This is a genomic window from Arcanobacterium urinimassiliense (assembly GCF_900119495.1).
In the GTDB taxonomy this organism is placed as follows: domain Bacteria; phylum Actinomycetota; class Actinomycetes; order Actinomycetales; family Actinomycetaceae; genus Arcanobacterium_A; species Arcanobacterium_A urinimassiliense.
Window position 1 is genome coordinate 1,287,863 of sequence record NZ_LT632435.1, and the last position, 25,922, is coordinate 1,313,784.

Consider the following 25,922-nt stretch of genomic DNA (forward strand, 5'->3'; position numbering starts at 1 on the left):
CTATGTCACTCCTAAAATTATTATCGTAAGTGGAAACCCACTTGGCATATCCACCAGTATCTATATTAGCTTCTCCGGCGCTCTTCTTGGTAATACTCAATCAAAGAACGGGTAGAAGAATCTTGCCGCGCAATCTCTTCCCGATCACCGGCCACAGCAGCAGTTAGCTCTTTTGCCATTTGCTTACCCAGCTCTACTCCCCATTGATCGAAGGAATCAATTCCCCATACCACTCCTTGCACAAAAGTAATGTGCTCATAGAGTGCAATCAACTGCCCGAGTACGCTGGGGGTAAGAGCCGGAGCCATAATTGAGACAGTCGGTTTATTCCCCGGAAATACTCGCGCAGTCACGATTTCTTCCGTAGTTCCCTCGGCCCGCACTTCACTCTCCGTCTTACCAAAAGCCAAAGCTTTCGTCTGTGCAAAGAAATTACCCAAGAAAAGTTCATGCTGATCCTGGGCGCCGTCCTTTAAGGGGAAAGTCGGATTAGCAAAGGCAATAAAATCCGCCGGAATTAATTGCGTACCTTGGTGAATAAGCTGATAGAAAGCATGCTGACCATTTGTGCCTGGCTCTCCCCAAAATACTTCTCCGGTGGTAGTGGTACAAGGCGTGCCGTCCCAGCGCACCCGTTTCCCGTTCGATTCCATCGTCAGCTGCTGCAGATAGGCCGGGAAACGATGTAAATACTGCGCATAGGGCAAGACGGCGTGCGTGGCCGCTTTCCAGAAATTGCAGTAGAACACGTTGAGTAAGCCCATTAAGAGCGGCACGTTTTCTTCCACTGGACTAGTACAAAAGTGCTTATCTATCGCATGGAAACCCGCGAGAAACTCTGCAAAATTCTCCGGGCCGATAGCGATTGCCAGTGCGGTGCCCACTGCAGAATCTACTGAGTAGCGCCCTCCTACCCAATCCCAAAAACCAAAAGCATTCTGCGGATCGATTCCGAATTCCGCTACCTTTTCTAAGTTGGTAGAAACAGCAACGAAATGCTTTGCTACGGCACCGGTGGTGGAGATACCGGCCTGCTGGAGCTGAGTGAGGAACCAGTTGCGCGCTTGGCGAGCATTAGTCAGAGTTTCTAGAGTCGTAAAAGTCTTAGAAGCAATAATAAAAAGTACCCGTTCCGGATCTACATCTCGCAAAGTTTCACCGACGTCCGTGGGATCGATATTGGAGATAAAACGGCAGTCTAACCCGGGCTGCACATAGGGCCGGAGCGCCTCGTAAGCCATGACCGGGCCTAAATCGGAACCACCTATACCTATATTCACAATCGTGGTGAGTGGTTTACCCGTAATTCCCACCCACTGACCACTGCGGACTTTCCGCGCAAAATCATAAATACGCTCTAATACCGAGTGTACCTGCGCTACTACTTCTACTCCGCCCACTTCTAAAGTATCGCCAGCCGGCCGACGCAATGCAGTATGTAATACTGAACGCTGCTCCGTCACATTTATGACTTCTCCGGCAAACATCGCATCGCGCCGCTGTGCTACTTTCACTTCGGCAGCTAGCTCTAGGAGGGCTTCTTTTACTTCATCTGTCAAATAACTCTTCGAAAGATCGACAAATAAATCGCCGGCGCGGAAAGTAAATTTCTGCGCTCGCTGGGGATCTTGAGAGAACCAGGTGCGAAAATCTACTTCCATATTTTTCTGTAAATCTGCCAGCCGCTTCCACGCCGCAGTTTGCTGTGGGTCGATTGGCGGATTCGCTAAATTCTTTTCTCCCATAACTATCTCCTTATATAGGTAACTCTCATAAGTAGTTTAACGTGCTGCGCAATTTTAATTAATTAAAATTCGCTATCGAGCGAGACTTGCAAATTTTTCGCAGATTAAATCCCCGAAAGCTCTGGTAATGGCGTAAACTCAGGGTGGTTAGGAAAAATTTCCGCAATGCACAGAATGAGGAGATTACCGTGCAGAACACCTCTAATTCCCCGCAGCCAGCGGCGGAGCTTAGCCCCCACAGCGCGGGCAAAGATATAAAAATAGGCGTGCTCACTTCCGGAGGCGACGCACAAGGTATGAATGCGGTAGTACGCGCCGTTGTACGTACTGCTTTGCAGGAAGGTGCTACTCCCTATGCTATTCGCGAAGGTTGGAAAGGGGCAGTCAGCGGCGGAGATTTTATTCAAAAACTGGGCTGGCGCGATGTATCTGGTATTCTCTCTAAAGGTGGCACTGCTATTGGTACCGCCCGAAGCACCGAATTTCGCGAGCGCACCGGTATCAAAAAGGCCGTCTGTAATTTAGTAAAGCAGGGCATAGACCGGCTGGTCATCATTGGTGGCGATGGCACCCAATCGGGGGCCGATGAATTGCGGGAACTCTGGCCAGAGCTGTTAGACGAATTAGTAGCAGAGGGAGCAATACCGGCCGAAGTAGCTGCAGCGCACCGAAAACTTTATATATCAGGGGTAATTGCCTCTATTGATAACGATTTAGTCGGTTCCGATATGACGGTCGGCACCGATTCGGCTCTCCACCGAATTGTAGAGGCGATTGACGCTATTTCTTCTACTGCCGCTTCTCATCAACGCACTTTCATTATTGAAGTAATGGGCAGAAGATGCGGCTATCTAGCGCTTATGAGCGCAATTGCCGGCGGCTGCGATTACGTATTTATTCCCGAGCTTCCCCCGGTTCCCGGCTGGGAAAACGATATGTGTGAGAAGCTGCGGCGCGGACGGGCAAATGGCCGGCGCGATTCACTGGTAATTGTGGCAGAAGGCGCCACTGATCGGGAAGGAAACCCCATTACTTCCCTGATGGTGAAGGAAGTACTGGAGAAGAATCTCGGGGAAGACGCTCGTATTACTGCTCTCGGGCATGTGCAGCGCGGCGGCACTCCCTCCGCCTATGACCGCTGGATGTCTACCCTACTGGGATACACTGCCGCCTATGAGACCATCCACGCCGGCAGCGATTATGAACCTTTCATTATCGCTACCGACAGCAATAAGCTGCGGAAACTTCCCATGATGGAAACAATTAAGAACACCCGGCAGATAAAGACCTATCTACAGGAGCAAAATTGGGAAGAGGCAATTGACTCCCGCGGTAGCGGCTATCGAAAAGCAATCGAAATTTTCAATACGATATCTTCCCCTTTGCCTCGGCAAAATGCTACTTTCTCCAACCCACCTCGCGTCGCAATTCTCCACGCGGGAGGTCTAGCTCCCGGGATGAATCCAGCTGCGCGAGCGGCGGTAAAATTGGGAATCGATAGCGGCTTCCATATGCTGGGAATTCAAGGCGGATTCCCGGGGCTTATGGAAGGGAAAATTCGCGATTTAGAATGGAGCGACGTAGAAGGCTGGGCAGAAGATGGCGGCGCGGAACTGGGCACCCGCCGCACAATTGCAGAGGTAGAAGAATATTATAAACTCTCCCGCGCAATTGAAGAGTTGAAATTAGATGCCCTGCTCGTAATAGGCGGATTCAAAGGATATAAAGCGGTATACGATATGATTCAGGAACGGGATAAATTCCCCGGATTCCGGATTCCGATGGTGTGCGTACCGGCTAGTATCGATAATAATTTACCTGGCTCTGATTTGAGTATCGGTGCTGATACTGCCCTTAATAATGTGGTGCAGACTCTGGATAGAATTAAACAATCCGCTTCAGCATCAAAACGCTGCTTCGTAGCAGAAACTATGGGACGGAAGAATGGCTATTTGGCACTAATGAGTGCGATAGCTACTGGAGCTGAACAGGTCTATCTCTACGAACGCGGCATTACCCTTACCCAATTAGCAGACGATACCAAGCGCATGATTAACGCTTTTGAAAAAGGGAGAAAACTCTACTTAGTGATTCGCAACGAAATGGCTTCTGCCTACTATACGAGTGATTTTATTGCCCGTATTTTTGAGGAAGAAGGAGGCGGACTATTCGATGTGCGCTCTTCTATTTTGGGGCATATGCAGCAAGGCGGTAATCCTTCTCCCTTCGACAGGACCCTGGCGGTACGTATGGTCAACTCGGCTATCGACGTACTGCGCACCGAACTGGAAAACGACGGGAAGCGCTCTTGGTTTATTGGTCAGCAAGATGGGAAGATACAGTCGTTCCCGCTCAAGCATATGACTGACTATATAGATATGGAAGACCGCCTCCCCTATTCTACCTGGTGGCTAGGGTTGGAAGATGTACTCTACGTAGTAGCAGATCCTAATTTTCAGCGCCCGCTACACGCCTTAGAAATTCTCGAAGATTAATTTTTAGCAATTTACGAAAACTTAATTTTCGGATTTTCGCACGCGCGGATTTCCGGGTTTCCGGATTTCCATATTTCCGTATTTCCAAGTTTCCGTATCTCCGGATTTTCGCGCAGTTAATTCTACCGAGATAGAATGCTACTCTGCAGAATCTGCCGCGGGAGCAGCCGGGCTGGCCGGAGTTATATTAGCTCCGAGCTGTTTTTCTTCCACGTACACTCGATCTATCCTGCGTTCATCAAGTAAAGTAACGGTGAATCGATAATTTCCGTACTCTACCTTATCTCCCACTTGCGGCATTCTTCCCAATTCATTTATAAGAAATCCAGCCAAGGTGTCGAAAGGCCCTTCTGGAAGCTCAATGCCGAGATATTTATGTACTTCGGCGCGCCCGAGCAAACCGGAAACCTCTCCACCGGTGGCCATTTCCCGCACTCCTGGTAATTCGCGGTCGTATTCATCTTGAATTTCCCCAATAAATTCTTCGACCACATCTTCTATAGTGCAGATACCGTCTGTACCGCCGTATTCGTCTACAATTACCGCCAAATGTGCATTCTGATTACGCATTTCGGTGAGTGCCGCCAATACAGGTTTACCTTCGGGGAAAAACATAATTGGCCGCACTAATTCTCGGACGGTGCGCAAGCTAGGATCGGGATTAATTAAATCGCGCAGATGAATAAAACCAATAATTTCATCGTCATTAGAATTATCACGCACGGGATAACGCGAATGTTCTAAAGAATTTACTATTTTCTGCACGTCCGCAATTTTTTCAGTCGCGTCTAAGAAATCTACTTCCGTACGCGGCGTCATTATCTCTTCCACCGAGCGATTGCTGACGGAGAGAATTTCTACCAGCATATCCCGCTCTGTCTGCGGTATCGCCTCATAGCCTGATACGTAGGAGCGCAATTCTTCCGCATCCATTCCCTGCCGCTGTGCGGTGGGATCGCGGCGCAATAACCGCAGCACCAAATTGGTGGAAAACCCGAGAAACCAAATCACCGGACGCAGTAAAGAAGTAATCCAGCTTAACGGGTAGGCCACTAGTAGGGAAAACGTTTCTGCACTCTGCAGTGCCAAGCGTTTTGGCACTAATTCCCCGAAAATTATCGATAAATAGGAGATAAAAATAGTGGTGAGAATAAAAGCAGTCGCCAAAGCGGCACCTTTGCTTAAAAATCCCATAAACCACGGCGCCACTAAAGGTGCGATTTGGGCGGCTCCAAACGAAGCGGAAAAGAAACCTGCTAAAGTAACTCCGACTTGCACGGCCGAGAGAAAACGGTTGGAATCTGCCGTGAGACTTTTAATTTTTCGGCCCGCTTTTGATTTCTCCGCCATGGCATCTATCTGCGTCTGCCGCAAAGATACGAGAGCCATCTCTGAGGCAGCGAAGAAAGCTCCAACTAAGGTAAAAAGAAATACAAAGAAAAGATTTAGCAAAATACTATTCACTGGGCAGTGCCCCACATTCCTAAATAGAATAATCCTCCTGCACAGAGCAACAGAAGTGCGACATCAAAAAATTTTCCCCGCACCTGCGGCACCAAGTATTCCCGGTTTGAAAGGCGCAGTGCTCCCTGCCCGAGTAACCCTCCGGCAATTATTAAAGCGGCAATTCGCACATTGGCAAGAAAAGCAGCCCCTATTGCTACCAAAAGCCAAATTAGGAGCACTCCGTAATATCCGATAGGCGGTAGACCTTTCATGCTCTCCACTTTAGCGGATATAGAGTTAGGAAAGAAATAGTGGCCATCTGATCACGCTATTGCGGACTATTGCGGACTGTCAGCGCTCGGAGCACTAGGAGCACTTGCAGTGGTAGGGGCAGTTACTGCGGTGACCGCGCTTATCTCCGCATCTGCGCGCGCTGCACTAGTTTCGCTTTGTACGCTAGCCGGGCTCTCTGCACTAACTGCACTTTGCATACTAACGGGGCTGGACATGCTCGAGGTAGTTAATGAGCTGGCTACACTCGGTGCATTAACTGCACCATCTGCATTTTTCGCACTGGCAACTGCGGAATTGTCAGCAGGCGCAGAACTACTAAGCGGCGCAGAACCAACCGCATTTTTTTGTTTGCGCTCGCCGTAAAGCCCGCGCCAATAGCGCAGCCGCGCGCGGGTAATTTTTCCAATAAGTGGGTGTGCCAATACCGAAGCCAATAGCATCGGCAAAGCCACTACTAATAACGTAAAGGCCGCCACCGCAGCCGGGCGCGCCCCAAAATAAGCCATCTGCCCTGCACCGAGCGAACCAGAAGTAGCTAAAGCTAATAGTGCTAATAGCAATGCCGCCAGCAGAGTAGAAATTAGGGTACTGCGCACTAACTCTCCTAAAGTTTCGGTATTAAATTTACCTACGCGCGTAAGCAGCACTCCGAGTATGGCAAAAATAAGAATTGGCAGTAATACCAGCCAGGGAGTATTTATATTCCCCGCCGGAAGTATGCCCAATACTGGCAAAGCAGGCAAAAGATTTGCCTGGGTACCCAAAATAGAAGATGTATAGCCTAATCCTAAATGCACCCCGGCACCTAGTGCCCAAGCAATTCCCCAAACTAGATAGTTTGGCAAATAGAATATCTGTACCACTACTAAGCCCAGATTTCCCCCGAGGCCTTTCTGATACATGCTGTGAATTTCTGCCACTTTTTCCCAGCCGCTTATGACCCCTGCTGCCAAAGCCAGTATTCCACAGATAAGTACCACCTTTACCACCCAGCGCAGGCGTGGCACTGCCGCAAGTAGGTACTTCTGCCAGGTACCGGCCGGGAGTAAATTTTTTCCGGCTGCCGCCACAATAATGACGAAACTAAGTGCGGCGCCGCCAATAAAGACCGTCCACCAGGGACCGGCCGGCCGAGCAATAAATCCAACCCCCGCAATGAAGGCCAAGACTATTCCCACCACTTGCCCGGCTTCTCCCCAGCTGGCAATATCTATTTTTCGTAAACCTCGATATAGCTCTGCTAGCACCAAGACGGTAATAAGAGTAGGCATTAAGGAAAGCGCTGCACCTTGAATTTTAATAGTGGCTCCAAAAGCCATCAGCCACCATTGTGCCCCGAAACGCGCGGCATCTGCCCAAGTAGTATCGCCAAGAGCAGCTGCAGAAGCAGTCGGCGCATAGCAGAGAGATACCAGCAACACCGTAAAAACACTGGAAAAAAGGAAAGGCGGCAATACCGTCTTACCCAACAAAACAATTCGCCGGGCATTAAAGACTGGCTTTTCCATATCCTGCGGCATCCTTAACTAGTTAAATCAGTATTCTCTACTATTCAAGCCTATGCTACTTAAGGCGTAGATACGGTCTTATTTTGCAGTGCCGCTAATTCTGCCGCTTGATGCGCTAAGCTCTCTTTAATTAAATTCCCCAGCGCATTAGCGCCCGCAATAGAGGGATGCGTAGCATCTACTTGCAATAAATCTGGATTTTCATAGACGACTTTATGCCAATCGACTAAAGAAACATTGGCATACTGCTGCGCTATATCTGCTAAGGCTTTGTTAGAGCTGTCAATAAAATCAGAAGGTGAATATAGATTCACCAAGAGAATCATTCGCTCTGGCCCCAGCTGTTGAATTACTTGATGTACATACTGCGGATCCGTTACCCCCGCATTAGTGCCGAAAGAAATCACTACAGCTCGGCGAATTTCACCTGCTTTTAATCCTTCCGCCACTACCTGCGGAGCATCTTTCCACTGTCGATTAGATTTAGCGAGCAAGTTAATTCCAGGTAAAGCATAATCCAAACCGGTTTTAGCTGCCGAAAACATCGAATCCCCAATAGCAGTGACTTCCTCCGGTGCTGGCGGAGAGGTATTGAGCTGCGGAGATAGCTTATCCATTCCGGTTTTTTCTACCGGACGGGCAGGCGGAATATCCAAAACAGGCTCCGGCGCGTTTTGTTTTGGCGCTGCAGCAGCTTCTTTTTCGGCCTTTTCAATGGCGAGTTGCGTTTGGCTTTTTTCCGGCGCAACCCCCAGAGCTATGCCCGTCATTACCAGTAAAATTATTACTACGAAGGCAATTATCTTCGGATAGAGATAGGTGCGCACTGCCTTATAAGCAGCTCTACAGCTAGCGCGAATCCCATTTGTACGCACCGGATTCTCGATATACCGATAGGAAAATTCGCATATTATTCCCGTAACCACCACTGCCAGTAAGCTACGTATCCAGTAGGCAGAGCTGGAGACGGCGGCTGGAAAAAGCACCCCCGAGATTACGAGAATCGGCCAATGCCAGAGGTATACGGCATAAGAACGGGTTCCCAGCCATTTTACCGGGCGCAGTTCTCCTACTTTTGCCAACCAAGATTGCGGTTGCAGAAGTGAAGCGAGCAATGCCGATACGAGCAGTGCAGTGATCTGCATTCCTCCTCGAAAAGCGAAAGCACTATCTCCGGGCAGAAGCAGTGCCGCCCCGCAGAGCAGAGCCAGTGCGCCGTAACCATAATATTTACCGTTTTGCACCCAATGCGGATGGGAAAGCACAGTGCTACTTTTCCCTGTCCATAGCAACGCGAGAATAATGCCGCAGCTAATACCAAAGACATGGGTATCAGTCCCGTAATATACTCGCGTAGGTTGGGCAGGATTGTACAAAACTGCCATAGCTATCATGGAGGCGATTCCGAGGGACGCCACTACCAGGAGGCGGTGGCGCGGATTGCGAAAAATCGCTAAGAGAAGCAGGAAAAACAGCGGCCACAATACGTAGAACTGCTCTTCGATGGCGAGTGACCAAAAATTCTTAAAAAGTAAAGGAGTGGTGGAGTCAAAATAGGAACTACCATGCGCTATTTCTAACCAATTGGTGGAGAAAGTGAGGGCTCCGAGCACCTGCCGCGCAATTCCTACCAGCAAATCTTTATTAGTGAGCAGCGCCAGCGGCACCACCGTAATTACTAGAAAAACCAGCGCCGGGAGCAGCCGACGAATACGGCGTTTCCAAAAATTTTGCAAATCTATGCGGCTATTTTTCCGCAGCTCTCGCACCAGTAGCGTGGTAATGAGAAATCCGGAAAGCACGAAAAAAATATCGACGCCTAGAAAGCCGCCTGGAAATACAGCTGGCGATATGTGGTAAAGAATTACCAAGCAGACGGCAAAAGCTCGCAACCCATCTAGTCCCGGAATATAACCGCCAGGATCGTGGGCCAAATACTGCCGAGCGGAAGGCTTTCTTACCTGTTGAGCCTGTTTAGGCTGTTTAGTCTGCTTACTCTGCTTCATGGTATTTTTCCAAGGGAGCGTAGCGCAGCAGTAACCGTTTAGTAGCTCCACTCGTGAATTTCACTACCGCTACCGTAGATTTTCCGCTGCCCGTAAATTCCAGAATTTCTCCTTTTCCAAATGTCTTATGGATTACTCTATCGCTAATTTTCAATCCCCCGGTTTGCGGAGTGGGCGTGGCTCGGCGCGAAGCCGAGTTTTGCTTTACTTCCTCCGAGTTACTCGCCGCCGCAGCGCTATTTACTTCCGCTAGCGATTTTTGCACCCTGCCGCCCGTTTTCTCACTTGCCGCCCGCGGAGAAAGCCGCGATGCAGATGAAGCTGCAGATACTACTGCCCTATCCTTAGCTTCACTACCTGTACTTCTAGCTCCATTAGTTCTGCGCACAGAATGTACTTCATTCTCCGTACCACCATCTAAACGCCCCGGCACGAATGCCCGACCAGAACCAATAGGAGGAGCAAAATCTTCTTCCCGATAACCATCAAAAATATCACGGCGCCCGTAGCTGCGATAAGAGGAGGAAAAATCACCACTCGGCACCTCATCTACTTGCTGGCGCCAGGTAATTACTTCTTCCGGTATTTCTGCAATAAATGGGGAAGGCAGCAAATCTTGCGGAGCCCCCCACTGCATCCGGCGTAAAGCAAAAGTAATGTAGAGCCGCCGGCGCGCGCGCGTCAAAGCCACGTAAGCAAGCCGCCGTTCTTCGGCCAGTTCTTCGGGAGAATTCTTAGAGCGATTATGGGGGAAAGTGCCATCTTCAAAGCCAGTAGCAAAGACGACGGGAAATTCCAAACCTTTGGCAGTATGCACCGTCATCAGCACTACTTCGCCTTTATCTTCCTCCGCGGGGAGCTGATCAGTATCTGCTACGAGCGCTAACTGACTCAAGAAATCTTGCAGCGTACCCTCTGGCTCCGCCACCCGGAATTCTTCTGCCACTGCCCGCAGCTCAGCGAGATTCTCTAAACGCGCTGCATCTTGCGGATCTTTCGAATTTTGCAAAATATCTAGGTATCCGCTCTCATCCAGCACATCGTCTAAAATTTCTACGGGAGAATCTCCTGCTTTTGCCCGCTTCCGCGCCTTTACTAGTAAATCCCAGAGTTCTTGAATTTTTTTCTGCGCCCGCGGAGAAATCCCCACTACTTCTCGGGCAGTTTCCCCCAGTGCATCTTCCAGAGCAGACCCAAACGAAATGTCCCATTGGCGTGCATGCGCCGCCAGGAGTTCCTCCGTCTTTGCTCCCAATCCCCGCTTCGGCTCATTCAAAATTCGCCGCATCGACACGGTATCGTCTGGATTTGCGACTGCCTGCAAGTAGGCAAGAGCATCTTTGATCTCTTTCCGGTCATAGAACTTAGTACCCCCTACTACCTGGTAAGGAATATGCTCATGTACCAACTGATCTTCAAAAGCTCGAGACTGCGCATTAGTGCGATAAAATATGGCGATATCTCCATAGGCATATCCAGAATCGACCAAATCCGCAATTTCTTCCGCCACAAATTTCGCTTCTTCTTTCTCCGTTCCGCTCGCGTAGCCAGTTAATTTTTCTCCCGCCCCGAGTTCCGTCCAGAGATTCTTTTTCTGTCGATGTGAATTATTAGAAATTACGGCATTGGCAGCCGTAAGAATATTCTGGGTAGAACGATAATTTTGCTCTAAAAGCACCGTCTGTGCGCCGGGAAAATCTTGCGAAAAATTTTCGATATTACTAATAGTGGCGCCCCGAAAAGCATATATAGACTGATCGGCATCTCCCACCACCGTCAGTGATACGGCTGGGGTATCTCCAAGAAGCGGATCCTGCTGAATAGGCTTTCTGGAATCGCCGGCCAGTAATTTAATCAACTCATATTGAGAGATATTCGTATCCTGATATTCATCCACTAGCACATAGCGGAATCGCTGCCGATAGTTATTTAACACTTCCGGGTGACGGCGAAAGAGCAATACCGTATTCATAATGAGGTCATCGAAATCCATGGCGTTGGCCGCCCGTAAACGCTGCTGATACCCCAAATATGCCTGCGCCGTTACTAATTCATCCCGACTCTGCGCTCGCTCTGCTGCTTCGGTAGCCGAAACCATCTCGTTTTTCAGCTTCGATATCCGATTCAATAGCCGGCTGGGTTTATAAAGATTGCTATCAATATTTTCTTCTGCACAAACGATTTTCAAGAGTTGGCGCGAATCAGCCGTATCGTAGATAGTAAAAGCAGAACGTATCTCCAATTTATCGTGCTCTGCACGCAAAATACGCACACAGGCAGAGTGAAAAGTAGAAATCCACATTCCCTTCCCCACTGCTCCCAGCATAGTAGCTAGGCGCGCGCGCATTTCCTTAGCTGCTTTATTAGTAAAAGTAATAGCGAGAATCTGCTCGGCATTTGCTTTACCACTCGCAATTAAGAAACCAATTCTAGTAGTCAGTACGCGCGTCTTACCGCTGCCCGCCCCCGCTACTACCAGAAGATGTGCACCTTCATATACAACTGCTTCATATTGACGTGGGTTAAGCCCGGCTACTATTTTTTCTATCCGCTCCGCCAAATACGGATTTACGGCCGGCTGGCGCGGTAGGGCCAATTGTGAATTAAATTTTTCTCCCGTTGCCGCGCGCGCTGCCTCTCCCGCTACTCCGCGCGACTGCAAATCGCCTCCAGAATTGCCTGCTGGCTGCGGTTTTTCCGCCGATTTTTCCGTTGCTTCTAGGCGCTGCTGTATTCTTTCCATGGCTGCCAAATAGGCAGAGTGCACTGCTTTATCGTTCATAACACTCTCAGCCTACTCAACGGCGCGGAAAAGTACCTTGCGGCACTCGGTTAATAGAGCCACATATTCTTTTTTCCGCACTACTTAGCTATCGAAACATTACTTAGCTATCGAAACATTACTTAGCTACCGAAACACTACTTAGCTATCGAAAATTCTGGAAGTAGTTTTTGCAAGAAATGGTGCATTTCGCGGCCTTTTTGCGCGGCATTTTCTTTGCTGATTCCGCTGTAATCTACTACTAACTGGCGCTCATAACGGCGAGCTTGCGCCGGCGGCGCTGCCGAAAAATCGGCTAGACATCCCATTCCAGCTGGGAATTTCCCCAGCATATCCCGGCGCAGCGACCAGTGAGATGGAATCATAAGCAAAAAACTCAAGCCGGAATCAGCGTGAGAAATTTTTATATCCGGATATTTCTCTAAATTGAGCTCAGCAATTATCGTATCGCGAACATGCCGGTAGGAAGTACGCGAACGATTCAAGTGGCGTTCATAAGCTCCGTCTTCAATATATTTCGCTAAAACAAACTGCTCGATTGTGGAAACAGTAGAGGAATAAAAACTTAAGTTTTTTTGGAATTTCTTCATAAGAGGCGGCGGTAATATCGCATAGGCAATGCGCAGCGAATGCCCCAACGTCTTAGAAAAAGTATTGGTATAGATTACCCGCCCACCGGTATCAATACTTTGCAGCGGCGGTATCGGCAAGCCAGCTAAGCGATATTCACAGTCATAATCATCTTCGATGATGTAACGATTTGGCTTTTCTAGTGCCCACGCCAGTATTTCATAACGGCGCGAAGCAGAAGTGACTAAACCACTCGGATATTGATGCGAGGGCATAATATGAGCCACCTGTGCTTTACTTTCACGCAGTCTTCCTATTTCTATTCCTTCTGTATCGAGCGGGATATGCACTGTCGGAATATTCTGAGCAGCGTAAAGATTAGTAAGACGCTGGTAGCCGGGGTCTTCGAGCGCGTATAAATTATTTTTCCCTAGTAGTTGCGCAATTATCCCATAGAGCACCTGCGCTCCCGCTCCGATTAAGATATTTTGCGGATCTGCTAAAAGAGAACGGTTTTGCCGTAAATGCCGCGCAATCGCTATCCGCAATTCGGGAATCCCGGCCGGTGGGGCTGGAGCCGCCAATTTAGCTTCCGGCAACTGATTAAGCACTGCTCGCATCGTCTTACCCCAACTCCGCAGCGGAAATCCCGTAAAAGAAACACTTTTCGCAAAGCTTCTTTCGGCGCTTCTCGTAAAACTTCTTTCAAAGCTTTTCTCCGAGAATACCTCCGCTTGGCCAGCTGTCCGATTAACTGCTTGTCTCTCTTCAGTACCCACCGCTGCTACTCTTTGCCCAAAATTTGCTGCGGATGCCGACGCCGTGGAAGAAGATTCCAGGGCAGCTAAATCGCTTATATAAGTACCGCGGCGTTCTTTAGTGTAGATATATCCTTCCGCCAGTAATTGGTTATAGGCTCCCTCTACCGTAATCTGGCTTATACCCAGTTGCTGCGCCAAAGTGCGTTTCGCTGGTAATTTTTCTCCCCCTCTAAGCACCCCTCTTTCAATATCTGCCCTGATTAAAGCATATAAATAAGCATAGAGAGGCTGGGACCCCCGTTTAGTTAAATCATAAGCAAGCATTTCTCTGACCCTATATCTGGCATTAACGAATAATCCTATTTTGCATCTATCATTAAGGCTAGTCTACGGCTAAGGTCAAGTTTTGTAAGAATTATCAGCCAAAATATAAGGAATGACTTATGGAAACTGCAAAAGAATCAATCAATATAGCGGAAAAACGCGCCTTAACTGAAACTTTCAAAGGCGGAGTTATTATGGATGTCACCACGGCCGAACAGGCAAAAATTGCCGAAGACGCCGGAGCAGTGGCAGTGATGGCTCTGGAGCGGATTCCCGCCGATATCCGCGCCGCCGGCGGAGTCAGCCGCATGAGCGATCCGGATTTAATAGATAAAATTAAAGACTCCGTAAGCATTCCCGTCATGGCCAAATGCCGGATTGGGCATTTCGTAGAAGCGCAAATTCTGGAAGCAATCGGGATTGACTATATCGATGAAAGCGAAGTGCTCTCCCCCGCCGACGATATGCACCATATCGATAAGCATTCTTTCCGCACTCCGTTCGTCTGCGGAGCACGTAATTTAGGAGAAGCACTCCGGCGGATAGCTGAAGGTGCAGCTATGATTCGCACAAAGGGTGAAGCCGGCACCGGCGATGTAATTCAAGCCGTACGCCATATGCGCACCATCCAAGCTGAAATGCGCAAAGTAGCAGCCCTGCCCGAAGATGAACTTTTCACTATCGCCAAAGAACTAGCGGCTCCACTTGCCTTAGTGCAAGAAATTCACCGCACTGGCAAACTTCCGGTGGCAAATTTCTCCGCCGGCGGAGTGGCCACTCCGGCAGATGCTGCCTTAATGGTGCAGCTAGGAGCAGAAGGCGTCTTTGTAGGCAGCGGCATCTTTAAGAGTGGAAATCCAGCGAAGCGTGCAGATGCTATTGTACGTACGGTAGCTAATTACCAAGATGCAGCTCTTATTGCTGATGTATCCCGGGGGCTCGGCGAAGCAATGGTGGGAATTAACCCCGATGAAATTCAGGTAATTATGGAAGGTCGGTAAACTTAGCTAATTGATCCGCTGTCGTCTAGCACAAATAAGGAATCTGCTGGAGTTTTTATATCGGCCCGGTGAGTGATCTCCACAGTGGTAAGAGAAGGAAATTCTCTATCTAGACGGCAGCGGATTCTCTCTGCTAAATCTGCATTTAGATTGGCGTTGAATTCGTCTAATACTAAAACTGCCGGATTAGTTAGTAAGGAGCGCGCCAAGCACAGCCGCTGACGCTGTCCGCCCGAAAGAGCAGTTCCTTCGGTGCCGGTAGGAGTATCGAGACCTTGTGGCAAAGAAGAAATGTAGTCAGCTAGTTCTACTATTTCCAGCACTTTCCATAAATCAGCCGCAGAAGCCTGCGCATTTCCTAAGCGTAAATTCTCTGCAATAGTGGAGTTGAGTAGCTGCGCGCGCTGAGGCACGAAAGCCACACCGCGGCGGAGAGAATCTAAAGTGTAATCTTGGACAGGCCGCCCGTCTAAGAAAATTTCTCCCGCATCTGGATCGTCATAGCGCAGAAGCAGCTGCACCGCCGTAGACTTTCCCGTTCCCGAAGCACCCGTAATAATAGATTTTTGCCCAGCTTCCGCTCGCATAGAAAGATTTTTCAATACTGGTTTTCCACCGGATTCCGGATAGCTATAGCTGACTTTACGCCACTCCACTGCTACCGGAGCCGTAGGGGAAAATACTATATTTCCGTCTTTAATTTTGGTATCCGCGTGGCAGATTTCGTAGAGCCGCTGTGCCGCCGCCAAGGAAAAGCTCCCATCGTCTACCGCCGCCGCAATATCGCGCGTCCCCGCAAAAAGTTTCAAGCATCCTCCGAGCAGCACAGCTAGCAAACAAGGATCAGTACCGGCGCTGCGCGCACTGACGAAAACTCCCAGCATAGAAAATAATGGCAGCGTGAAGCTAATTCCCCTGCGCAACGCGGGAGGAATTGCACTGCGTACTGCGCGGAAAGTTATTTTTTCTCCGAGCTCCCCCATCTCTGCTACCCGGACTTTTTCCTGTCCATATACCGTCACTTCTTCAGCACCGAATACCGAATCAGTCACGTGCTGGGCAAGGTCGCGGCGCACCTGCAGCAATTGCTCCGTCTCCGCTAAACCCGCGCGAAACCCGATAAAGGGAACCACGAAAATAGCTAGCAGTACGCAAAGCAAGGGAGCCCAGACCAAATTCCAGCCCCAGCAAATTCCGGCGCCAATGGTGAAGAAAAGCGGAATAAAAATTCCACTTAGCACTGGTGCTACTGTGTGCGCATAGAGTACTTCTATGCGGTCTATATCGCGAGTAAGAGAAGCGAGCATGTCACCAGATTTAATGCGGGTGACGATATAAGGCGATTTTGGCCAGAGCAAAGAAAAAGCCTGCGTACGAAGCAATTCCAAGGCCTTAAAAGCCACAAAATGCCCCGAGAATTGCTCCAAATAAGCGCTGATTGCTTTTAATACTGCCATTACCACCAGTGCCGTCAAAAGGTTGGAAAATTCAGCATTTCCTCTCCACACGGCTATTATTCCGCCTGCTCCCACTGCAAAAAGTAAGATATTCAGGGTCTGGGAGCAAAATCGCATCACAATAGAAAGCAAGAGCGCTCTATGTACAGGGCGAGTAATCGAAGCTAACCAAAGTAGTATCTTGCGCACTTTTATTTTGGGCATTTTCTACTCCTCACCGCTGGCCATTTCCGTATACTCCATGCCGGCAATATCCACCTTTTTTAAGACGCCACCCTCTAAGCGGTACACAACATCGGCAATTTTCAATAAAGAATGCCGATGCGTCACCAGTACAATCGTTTTCCGCGTAGCTAAAGAAGCAATAGCTTTGGTGATCAAAGCCTCCGATTCGTAATCCACATGTGCAGTAGCTTCGTCGAATAAGAGAATTTCTCGCCCACTGAGCAGGGCCCGTGCCAGAGATATCCGTTGCTTTTGCCCACCGGAAAGCAAATCTCCCCCTTCTCCTACGTCAGTATGTAGCTGCTGGGGCATACGGCGAATATCCGCAGCTATATTAGCTGCCTCTAAAGCCTGCCAAAGCTCGGCCTCCGTAGCTTGCGGATTTGCAAAGTAGAGATTCTCCGCAATAGTGCCGCTAAATAGCCACGAACGCTGCATTACGGTGGCCGAAGCCGCCCGAATTGACGCCACATTATTGGAAGTAGCAGACACTCCGCCGATTTCTAACTCGCCGCCCTGCATTGGAATCTGGCCACTGAGTAAGGAAATAAAGGTACTTTTTCCGCAGCCTGAATCACCAATTATAGCGACCGTGCTTCCGCTGAGAACTTCTAAATTTACATCTTTTAATACCGTATTCTCTCCATACGCATAGGAAATATGCTGCGCTTTAATTGCTGGATCTGCCGAAATAGAGGGCACGCGGGCAGAATCCCCAGCAGTAGTTAAGTTCTGCACTGAGCGCGGGTGCGCTGCCAAATATCTACGGAGAGCTTTTTGCGCCGCTAGACCACCCATTCCCACATAGAAAAATCCGGCCACCTGCTCAATGGGCTCTAAAATTATCATTAGAAGCAGCACGACGGTAATAGCTTCACCCACCGTAATTATTCCCGCCTGTAAACGAAGCAGAGATACCGCAATGCTCATCGTAATGAGCAACAACGAGACTGCTCCGTCCAGAATAATAATCACTACCTGATTTCCAGCTAGCATACGCATGATAGAACGCCGATTCGCTTCTCCCACCTGCCGCAAATCTGTTTCTACCCGTTCACCTGCCCCTAAGAGCCGGATAGGTACTAAGTTACGAATGGCATCTAGGTACTTCCCCGCCAGCTGGGCGCGGCGCGCGCGCGAAAGCCGAGATCGCTTTCGATAAAGCCGCATAAATCCCCCCGCTAGAAGCGGCACAGCTGGCAAAGCTATAAAAAATAATCCTCCGAGGAGCTTATCTATTGCGAAGAATATATAAAAAGAAATTAAGAATGGCGCCAACAAGGCAGCTTGGGTAGATCCCCAATAATTTTGCCGAAATTCGGTAGTACGCTCCACGTGATCATTTAGTAGCGTCACCACCTGCGCTGGCTCATAGGCACCCGCTTCCCGTATCGCCATCTGCGGAGAAGCATAGAGAGATTCTAAAAGCGCCCGCCGCAGCCGGATTTCTTCGCGCCGGGCTGCCCATACCCCGCTGAGAACTTCTAGAAATGCACAAATACCACCTATAATCGCTGCCAACAAAGCTATAAATACGTATTTATTGCTTGCTATATAGGTATTTAGCAATTTTCCAATGCAGATAATAGTGATTGCTGCGCTTAGCAGACTAGCTAAACGTAAAACTGCCACCTGCCGAGTGCCCCAACGCCCAGCTGCCGAAATTATCTTAGGTTTACCTCTCTTAACCACCATATCAAGGTAACTAAATTAGCTGTTTTGCGCAATTAAGCCGGCAAAAATGAGAACGGTAAGAACAGCACTTTTAAGTTAAGTGCTAAAATATACATAATTTAAGGTTTGTAAAATATCGCAAGGTGGCGTTTTTTATGACAAGACAAATCACTCCACTCGGAAGCCGTAATTGGTTCGCCGTTATTCTTATCGGGTTAGTAGGGCAAATTGCCTGGACTATAGAAAATATGTATTTAAATATCTTTATTTACAATACGATTACCGATGATCCCCGTGCTATCGCTGCCACCGTCTCTGCCTCTGCAGTAGTAGCTACTATCACCACCTTATTAATGGGTGGAGTATCCGATCATTTTGGAAAGCGCAAAGCATTTATTGTAGCGGGCTATATTCTTTGGGGTTTCTCTACGATTGGTTTCGGTTTTATTAAAGTGCCAGCTGGAGCAGCAGATATTGCTGCCGCCACCCACAGTGCGGTACTCTTCGTAATCCTGCTCGATTGTGTGATGACTTTCTTTGGCTCTACTGCCAATGACGCCGCCTATAACGCTTGGATTGTAGATATTACCGATAAGACTAACCGCGGGCGCGTAGAAGGCGTAGTCACTGCCTTACCGTTATTTGCTATTCTGCTCATATTCGCCGTCTTCGATCCACTTACGCAGGCGGGGCGCTGGCAATTATTTTTCTTAATAATCGGCGTAATTATTCTCTGCGTAGGCGGAATCGGGATTCTCCTCATTCACGAATCTCCGCAAACTCCCCGCACCGAATCTCTGGGGAAGAAAATAATTTACGGTTTCCGCCCTTCCACTATTCGCCAGTTACCGCGGCTATACACTACCTACAGTGCACTTCTCCTCATAAGTATCGCCAACCAAATTTATATGCCGTACTTAATTATCTATATTCAAAACTATCTACAGATTAAAAACTATGTGCCCATCCTGGCAGTGGTATTACTCGGCAGCGCAATCGCCGTGGTAATAGCAGGAAGACTTATCGATAAATTTGGCAAAGTACCTATTGCTTTTGGCGCTTTTCTACTCCACGGCTGCGGCTTGCTAGCGATGTACTTTGCGCGCAATCCCCTTCCGACCACTATTTCCGGTCTGATAATGCTTTCCGGATTTATGGCATTGAGCGCGGCCCTAATGGCGTTGACGCTTGATAATATTCCCGCCCAAATGGGAGGAAGATTCCAGGGAGTGCGCATGATTTTCGTAGTTATGATTCCAATGATTATCGGGCCTTTTATCGGCAGCAGCGTCATAAAAAATTCCGATTTGCACTACACCGACTTGGGAGTAGTAAAGCAAGTGCCTACTCCCGCTATTTTCCTTACAGCCGCACTTGTTTCACTACTCGTATTAATCCCTTTGTATTTCTTAAAGAAAGGCACTCAGAACCATGCCTGATATTTCTTCCACTGCTAAACCACAGATTCCACTGCCCGAGTATCCCCGCCCCCAGCTCCAGCGCAGTGCCACCACGTGGAAATCACTAAATGGCTATTGGCGCTACGGCATAGAAGCGGGAGATTTAGCAGCCTTACGGCAGCGCTATGGGGAAAAAGCAACCGCTAACGAGAGAGAAAAATTCTGCCCTCCTCCACTTACCGAGAAAATACTGGTACCTTTCTCTCCGGAAGCACCTCTTTCCGGTGCAGGAAAAAGGTTATTACCTGGGGAATTACTCTACTATGAACGCACTCTCTCCCCCGATGAGCTTCCCGATAGTTTTATTTTCCCCAATTCAGATTCCCCTTCCGGCGCGTACCCGCCCGCGCGACTTTTGTTGCATTTTGGCGCCGTAGACCAGAATTGTTTGGTATTCATAAACGGCCACTATGCCGGAGAAAACCGCGGCGGATATTTTGCTTTTACGTTGGATATTACTCCTTATCTACAAGCCGGAGAGCAAAAGATTCAAGTAGTAGTAGAAGATCCCAGCAATCAGGGGCAAAGCGCCTACGGTAAGCAATCTCTACAACCGGGAAATATCTGGTATCGCCCCAGCTCTGGAATATGGCAGAGCGTATGGCTAGAAGCAGTGCCCACGTCTTATATTTCCGCGGTGCAAATTACGCCTTATTTCGATAGCGGTGCCGTCGAATTAGAAGTACAGATAGAATCACCCCTATCTACCACTACTGCCACTGGCATTACTCCCGATAGTTCCCTTAATGCTGCTGCTAGCACTACTGCTAATTCTCTACCAATCCAAGGGAAAATTTTGGCACCTGCGGCTGCCGGTCTGCAAGGAGAATCTATAGAGCTCGGTTCTTTCGAAATAAAAGCTGTTTCTACTTCCACTGCTACGTTATATGGGAAGTTACCACCCGATTTTCGCCCGTGGAGTCCAGAAGATCCTTATCTTTACCGCTACGAACTTCAGTATGGAGAAGACTTGCTCCAAGGTTATTTTGGAATGCGGAAGTTTTCCCTTATCAGCACGAAAAATGGAGTACAACGGCTAGCTCTCAATAACCGCCCCTATGTACATATGGGAGTACTCGACCAAGGATATTGGAGTGAGGGCTTCTATACTCCCCCGAGCGATGCCGATTTAATTGCCGATATTAAGAGTATGCAAGCGCTCGGATTTAATATGCTCCGCAAACATATAAAAATTGAATCCGCACGCGCCTACTATCACTGCGACCGACTGGGTATGCTTATCTGGCAAGATATGGTGTCAGGCGGTGGCCCCTACTGTAAACCTGCTATCTCAGTGCTGCCTTTTTTGGGTATTCATTTTAACGATATGCGCTGGGCTCACCTCTTTGGGCGCCGTAATAGTGAAAGTAAAGACCTCTATAACCAGGAATTATTACGCACTGTAAAGCAGCTTTATTCCGTACCTAGCATAGCTTTATGGGTACCTTTTAACGAAGGATGGGGGCAATTTTCCGCTTTAGCCGCAGCAAAGAAAATTCGCGATTTAGATCCTACCCGATTGGTAGATCACGCCAGTGGCTGGCATGACCAGGGTGGTGGAGATGTAAAGAGTAGGCATATTTATTTCCGCAAACCGCGGATGCGCCTCGATAAAAAAGGGCGAGCACTAGCTCTGAGTGAATTTGGCGGTTATAGCTTTGCAGTACCCGGGCATTGCTACAGCTCCCACAGCTTCGGGTATCGGCGTTATAAAGATATCGCTACTTATCAACAAGCCGTGCTAGAACTTTTCCGATTCCTGCTAAATACGGGTAAAGATATATCAGCTTACGTATATACCCAGCTCAGTGACGTAGAAGATGAAGTAAATGGCTTCCTCACCTACGATCGAGCAGTGAATAAATGGCCAGATTCTTCCCTCGCTGCGGCAGAATTACGCAGCCTACTTCTCGCTCTGCGCAAGCAAATATAAGAAGCTACCTGCAGAGCAGATTCACCGCGGCGCAAGCTTAACCAAGCAGCCGCGGCGCAAACTAGCACACGCAGACCTAGCGAGCTAGCGGCGCAAGCCCTCCCGCACATAAATTTGCCATTATTTACCTGCAAATATTACGCCGTAATCACAGTAAAAGAAGATGAAGAATCTCTTTTTCATAGATAATATAGTTTGTATATACGTTCACTTTTCGAAGGAAATATATTGTTATCTACAATTTTCTCTACACTTGCTGAAAATCAAGTGTTACTCCTATTTGTATTAGTAGGGGTCGGTGCACTCTTTGCGAAAGTACGAGTAAAGAATATTTCGCTAGGTGCCGCTGCCGTACTATTTTTCGCAATTGCCCTCACTGCTTGGGGCTTAAGTATGGGATACGAGCTGAAAGTAGAGCACGATCTCGGCGTGCTCGGTCTAGCCCTCTTTGCTTTCGCAATTGGCATCAGCTCCGGCCCTTCCTTCTTCCAGACCCTAAAGTCCTCGGTAAAACCCGTATTATTGATGCTGCTCGTAGTAGCCACTGCGGCCGTATCTGCTGGCCTAATCGGGCGGCTATTGGGAATGGACTGGGCACTTATCGCCGGTACCTTTGCCGGAGCGGTCACTAACACCCCAGCTCTTTCCGCTGCGGGTCAGGCTTCTGGAGACCCGGCTACTGCCACTGTTGGCTACGCAATCGCCTATCTTTTCGGCGTAATCGGTATGCTGGGCTGGGCTATGCTGGCCCTCTCAAAGCGCGCAAGTGATACCGACGCCCCTTCCCCGATTGTGAACCGCACTATTCGGGTGGATATGGAAGAACCGATTACCGTCACCAAGGCACAAAAAGAGATCGGTACCGGAGCTACTTTTTCGCGGCTGCGCCGTGGCGAGGTAGGCCCCATTTGGGTACCTACTGATGCCGATGTGCTGATGAATGACGATTTAGTGACGGTAGTAGGCACTTCTTCCGCCGTCGATAAAGCAATTGCTTTGCTCGGACATAAATCTTCTCATTCGCTGCTCGCTGATCGTTCTTTCATCGATTTCCGCCGCATTACGCTTTCCAATCCAAAGCTAGCCAATATGACGGTACAAGAAGTAAATCTGGAAGAAAAATACGATGCCACTATTTCTCGTATTCGCCGGGGCGACGTAGATATTATTGCGCATGCTAATGAACCTCTGCAGCTCGGAGATAGAATCCGCGTAATTGCTCCTGCCACTAAGATGAAGGAAATTTCTAAGTTCTTCGGCGATTCTGCACATGGACTCACCAATATCAATCCTTTTGCGTTGGGCTTAGGAATGGCGCTCGGCGTTTTGATTGGCGAATTAGAATTCCTCACTCCTACTGGATTGAAGTTCTCCATCGGTTCGGCAGCTGGGACGCTCATCGTGGGCTTGATTATGGGCAAGCTAGGAAAAGTAGGCAATTTCATCACCACTATTCCACATGCTACTTGCCAGGTACTCTCTGAGCTCGGTTTGTTAATATTCCTTGCCTATGCGGGTACCACAGCCGGCTCGCAAATTCTCAACGCCTTTACCGGCGGTTCCTGGATTAAGATCTTTATCCTAGGAGCAATCGTCACCATGATTATGGGCGCTGGGCTCTATTTCACGATGCGATACATCGGAAAAGTTGGCGGTACTCGCCTCTCCGGTATTCTGGCTGGTACCCAAACCCAGCCGGCCGTACTGGCCTTCTCCAATGACCGCACTAATTTCGATCCGCGCGTAGCCCTCGGATATGCCATGGTATATCCGGTTGCGATGGTGGTAAAGATTTTCTGTGGGCAGATTTTGGGATCTTTTGCGATGTTCTAAAAGCTCTAAAAGCTCTAGAAATAAAAATGCCTGGGGAAATCCCCCAGGCATTTTTATTTACGCTTCTCTAAATCTCTTATAGCATTGAATACCTATCCCAAAGCTCTTCAGAAAAATCTTTAAAGCTAAATTCTAAGTATCTAAATTGCTAGGCCCCACATTCTTAATTACTCAGATCCTTAAATACTCAAACTATTCCAACCTTATACCGACTGAAAATTTTTCTGCTCTAAAGAATCAGGCAAAGTAGAGGTATCAATATCCATACGCCAATCCGGGTCTAAGATAGTCCGAGCTAAAGCAAGGCCGAAACCGATAGCCATCACTACGAAGAAAACTTCTGCTAACGAAGAAAGTGCATCTAATACATTTCCTTCGTTGGCTGCCACTAGAGCTCGGTAAAAAGGCACTCCCGGTATCATAATCACTACCGCTGGCACAGAAAGTGATACCCGGGAATGCGCCGTCTTCCAAGCAATAACTGTGGAGAGAATGCCGATTACTAGAGCGGCCATACCTACACTTACTTGCCAAGGTATATCTAGGCATTCTTGGAGTACGATAATACGCCCGGCATTAGCAAAAGCTCCTACCCCGGCGGCGGCCGCTGCCACTTTCCACGGCGCATTAAAAAGAACTGCAAAGCCGTATGCTGCTATAAAGGAGCACAATATGCGCAGAGCATTTCGCAAAGCAGGATCTATCAGATGATTAGCTGGATTAGCCACATTCCAATCTGCAAAGTGGCATACCAACCAGACTGAAAGCCCGGCAGAGCCAATCACTAAGATACAGTAGCTAAAACGAGTAATAGCGGATTGATAGTCGCCGCGCACTAAATCCAACATCGCAGTGGTAAGAGGAAATCCGGGAATTAGATAGAGTATTGAAGATATTATTCCCGCCTCGTGCATATATACCCCAGCTAGCTGGAAGTATTCATAGCAGTTAAGAATTCCGATATAAAGAAGAGTAGATACAATCGCACAGACAATCCACACTAAAAAATGCGCATAGTTGCGGCGCAGCATTACTTTTCGTACATATTGCCCGACTCCCGCAGCAAAGAATACCGCAGAACATTCCACAACATATCCACCGTTCAAAAAGCAGAAAGCTGCACAGGCAATGGCAGCAAAGAATACCGTGACCCAGCGCCGATAATGCCAATCATCTGCAGAAAGCTGCTTCAGAGTACTGCGAAAATCTGCTACCGTCATCCCCGGGCGAAGCTTTTCGGAAAAAACCATGAGCCGGTCTAGTTTTTCTGCGTTTACTCCCACCTGCCGTTGCTCAGTATACTGAGTATGGGCTTTTTCGTTTTCCCAAGCTGTAGCAGTAATATGCTTCATCGAAATATGGGATTCGTATTTGGTGAGTCCTAGTGCTTTTGCCGCGCGAGCCAAACAAGATTTCACTCGGTAACCACCGGCGCCGCAAGCCAGAAGCAGACTACCAAAATCTAATATCGCTGCCGCTTTTTCTGCAAGTGAATCAGAGGTACTAAAATCTTTTTCGTTCGCTGCCACTTCCGCTGCCATGCATCACTCCGCTTCAAATTTCTTAAATACTCAGCTCATACGTAAAGCTCATACGTAAAGATACTATCTATTATTAAAAACTGCTGACAAATTTTCCCTTAGCTTGTCTAGTTTATTACTGCTTATATGCTGTCCACAGCAGAGTGTGATACGGAAGTCGGATTCTTCCTTCCGCAAAATCTATCCCCAGCTCCTCACAGATATACCAACGCAAATTTTCGCGCATTTTCTGCCGATTTTCTGCACTAGATTTAATCCACGAAGAACGAGTGGTGCCAAGAGCAAAGAGTTCTGACACTCGGAGAGTATCTATCCAATAGCTGCGTTCCAGCTGCGGAGAAGAAAAATCTTTTCCTAGTTTAGGCGGTTTATCAAACCGATGTACATCCCCGGAACGCATAATTCGCGAAAGCTGCAATACCCACGGTATAGAGACGTCGAATTGATTATAAACTATCGCCACTACGCCACCGGGAGTTAAAATTCGCGCCGCCTCTTGGGCCGCTTTTTCTGCATCTAACCAATGCCAACACTGGGCATAAGTGAGAAGTGAAAAAGTAGCGGGATCAAACCCCGTATTTTCGGCGGTAGCAGAGACTAAACGAGAAGTAGGAAAATCTGGAAGCTCCTGCTGGAAAATTTCCCGGAATTCTTTAGCTGGCTCTACCGCCCAGACCGAATCGCTTATCTGGCAAAGCTGCGCAGTGAGTTTCCCCGTACCTGCTCCTATATCTGCAACTGGAGTATGAGAACTGAGCGGCAACTGCGAAATAATATCTGCTGGATAGCTAGGACGTACATCGCGATAGGCAGCAGCACCGCCACCTATCTGTAAAAAAGGATTCTGTACTTCCGCTTTCACTACTT

General features: G+C 48.5%; 16 protein-coding genes. 5 read left to right on the forward strand and 11 right to left on the reverse strand.

Annotated elements, in window-relative coordinates:
- Positions 1-65: 65 nt before the first annotated feature.
- A complete protein-coding gene (gene pgi, locus BQ7117_RS05865; protein WP_073996618.1) occupies positions 66-1,745 on the reverse strand; it encodes a glucose-6-phosphate isomerase in 1,680 nt (559 codons plus the stop codon).
- 188 nt (positions 1,746-1,933) lie between these two features.
- On the opposite strand from pgi, the gene BQ7117_RS05870 reads away from it, so the two are divergent.
- A complete protein-coding gene (locus BQ7117_RS05870; RefSeq protein WP_073996619.1) occupies positions 1,934-4,240 on the forward strand; it encodes a 6-phosphofructokinase in 2,307 nt (768 codons plus the stop codon).
- A 138-nt stretch (positions 4,241-4,378) separates the two neighbouring features.
- On the opposite strand, the gene BQ7117_RS05875 is transcribed toward BQ7117_RS05870, so the two are convergent.
- From BQ7117_RS05875 to pdxR, 6 genes are all read right to left on the reverse strand, one after another.
- Positions 4,379-5,704, reverse strand: a complete 1,326-nt coding sequence (locus BQ7117_RS05875; protein ID WP_073996620.1) for a hemolysin family protein — start codon at positions 5,702-5,704, stop codon at positions 4,379-4,381.
- Positions 5,701-5,958, reverse strand: coding sequence for a DUF3017 domain-containing protein (locus tag BQ7117_RS05880; RefSeq protein ID WP_073996621.1), 258 nt, complete (start codon positions 5,956-5,958; stop codon positions 5,701-5,703). The genes BQ7117_RS05875 and BQ7117_RS05880 overlap by 4 nt, the downstream gene beginning before the upstream one ends.
- Positions 5,959-6,024: 66 nt before the next feature.
- A complete protein-coding gene (locus BQ7117_RS05885; RefSeq protein ID WP_143273984.1) occupies positions 6,025-7,488 on the reverse strand; it encodes a cell division protein PerM in 1,464 nt (487 codons plus the stop codon).
- A gap of 59 nt (positions 7,489-7,547) precedes the next feature.
- Positions 7,548-9,494, reverse strand: coding sequence for an acyltransferase family protein (locus tag BQ7117_RS05890; RefSeq protein WP_073996623.1), 1,947 nt, complete (start codon positions 9,492-9,494; stop codon positions 7,548-7,550).
- Positions 9,481-12,276, reverse strand: coding sequence for an ATP-dependent helicase (locus BQ7117_RS05895; RefSeq protein ID WP_237563066.1), 2,796 nt, complete (start codon positions 12,274-12,276; stop codon positions 9,481-9,483). The genes BQ7117_RS05890 and BQ7117_RS05895 overlap by 14 nt, the downstream gene beginning before the upstream one ends.
- 137 nt (positions 12,277-12,413) lie before the next feature.
- Complete coding sequence (gene pdxR / locus BQ7117_RS05900) at positions 12,414-13,931, reverse strand: MocR-like pyridoxine biosynthesis transcription factor PdxR (protein WP_073996624.1); 1,518 nt, start codon at positions 13,929-13,931, stop codon at positions 12,414-12,416.
- A gap of 119 nt (positions 13,932-14,050) precedes the next feature.
- Between pdxR and pdxS the strand changes: the two genes are divergently transcribed.
- Positions 14,051-14,932, forward strand: a complete 882-nt coding sequence (gene pdxS, locus BQ7117_RS05905) for a pyridoxal 5'-phosphate synthase lyase subunit PdxS (protein WP_073996625.1) — start codon at positions 14,051-14,053, stop codon at positions 14,930-14,932.
- 2 nt (positions 14,933-14,934) lie between these two features.
- On the opposite strand, the gene BQ7117_RS05910 is transcribed toward pdxS, so the two are convergent.
- Together BQ7117_RS05910 and BQ7117_RS05915 are read right to left on the reverse strand one after the other, a co-directional pair.
- Positions 14,935-16,593, reverse strand: a complete 1,659-nt coding sequence (locus BQ7117_RS05910; protein WP_073996626.1) for an amino acid ABC transporter ATP-binding/permease protein — start codon at positions 16,591-16,593, stop codon at positions 14,935-14,937.
- A gap of 3 nt (positions 16,594-16,596) precedes the next feature.
- On the reverse strand, positions 16,597-18,309 hold the full coding sequence (locus BQ7117_RS05915) for an ABC transporter ATP-binding protein/permease (protein ID WP_084789952.1): 1,713 nt from the start codon (positions 18,307-18,309) through the stop codon (positions 16,597-16,599).
- A gap of 134 nt (positions 18,310-18,443) precedes the next feature.
- Here BQ7117_RS05915 and BQ7117_RS05920 point away from each other — a divergent pair, with 134 nt between their 5' ends.
- From BQ7117_RS05920 to BQ7117_RS05930, 3 genes are all read left to right on the forward strand, one after another.
- The gene (locus BQ7117_RS05920) at positions 18,444-19,727 is read left to right on the forward strand and encodes an MFS transporter (protein ID WP_073996627.1); all 1,284 of its coding nucleotides are present in this window, start codon (positions 18,444-18,446) and stop codon (positions 19,725-19,727) included.
- A complete protein-coding gene (locus BQ7117_RS05925) occupies positions 19,720-21,681 on the forward strand; it encodes a glycoside hydrolase family 2 protein (RefSeq protein WP_073996628.1) in 1,962 nt (653 codons plus the stop codon). The genes BQ7117_RS05920 and BQ7117_RS05925 overlap by 8 nt, the downstream gene beginning before the upstream one ends.
- 228 nt (positions 21,682-21,909) lie before the next feature.
- A complete protein-coding gene (locus tag BQ7117_RS05930) occupies positions 21,910-23,514 on the forward strand; it encodes an aspartate:alanine exchanger family transporter (protein WP_073996629.1) in 1,605 nt (534 codons plus the stop codon).
- A gap of 203 nt (positions 23,515-23,717) precedes the next feature.
- Here the strand turns inward: BQ7117_RS05930 and BQ7117_RS05935 are convergent, their stop codons facing one another.
- Both BQ7117_RS05935 and BQ7117_RS05940 read right to left on the reverse strand, forming a co-directional pair.
- Positions 23,718-25,055 carry a threonine/serine exporter family protein gene (locus BQ7117_RS05935; protein WP_073996630.1) on the reverse strand — a complete coding sequence of 446 codons (1,338 nt, stop codon included), beginning with the start codon at positions 25,053-25,055 and terminating at the stop codon, positions 23,718-23,720.
- 115 nt (positions 25,056-25,170) lie between these two features.
- On the reverse strand, positions 25,171-25,917 hold the full coding sequence (locus tag BQ7117_RS05940; protein WP_084789953.1) for a class I SAM-dependent methyltransferase: 747 nt from the start codon (positions 25,915-25,917) through the stop codon (positions 25,171-25,173).
- Positions 25,918-25,922: the final 5 nt, after the last annotated feature.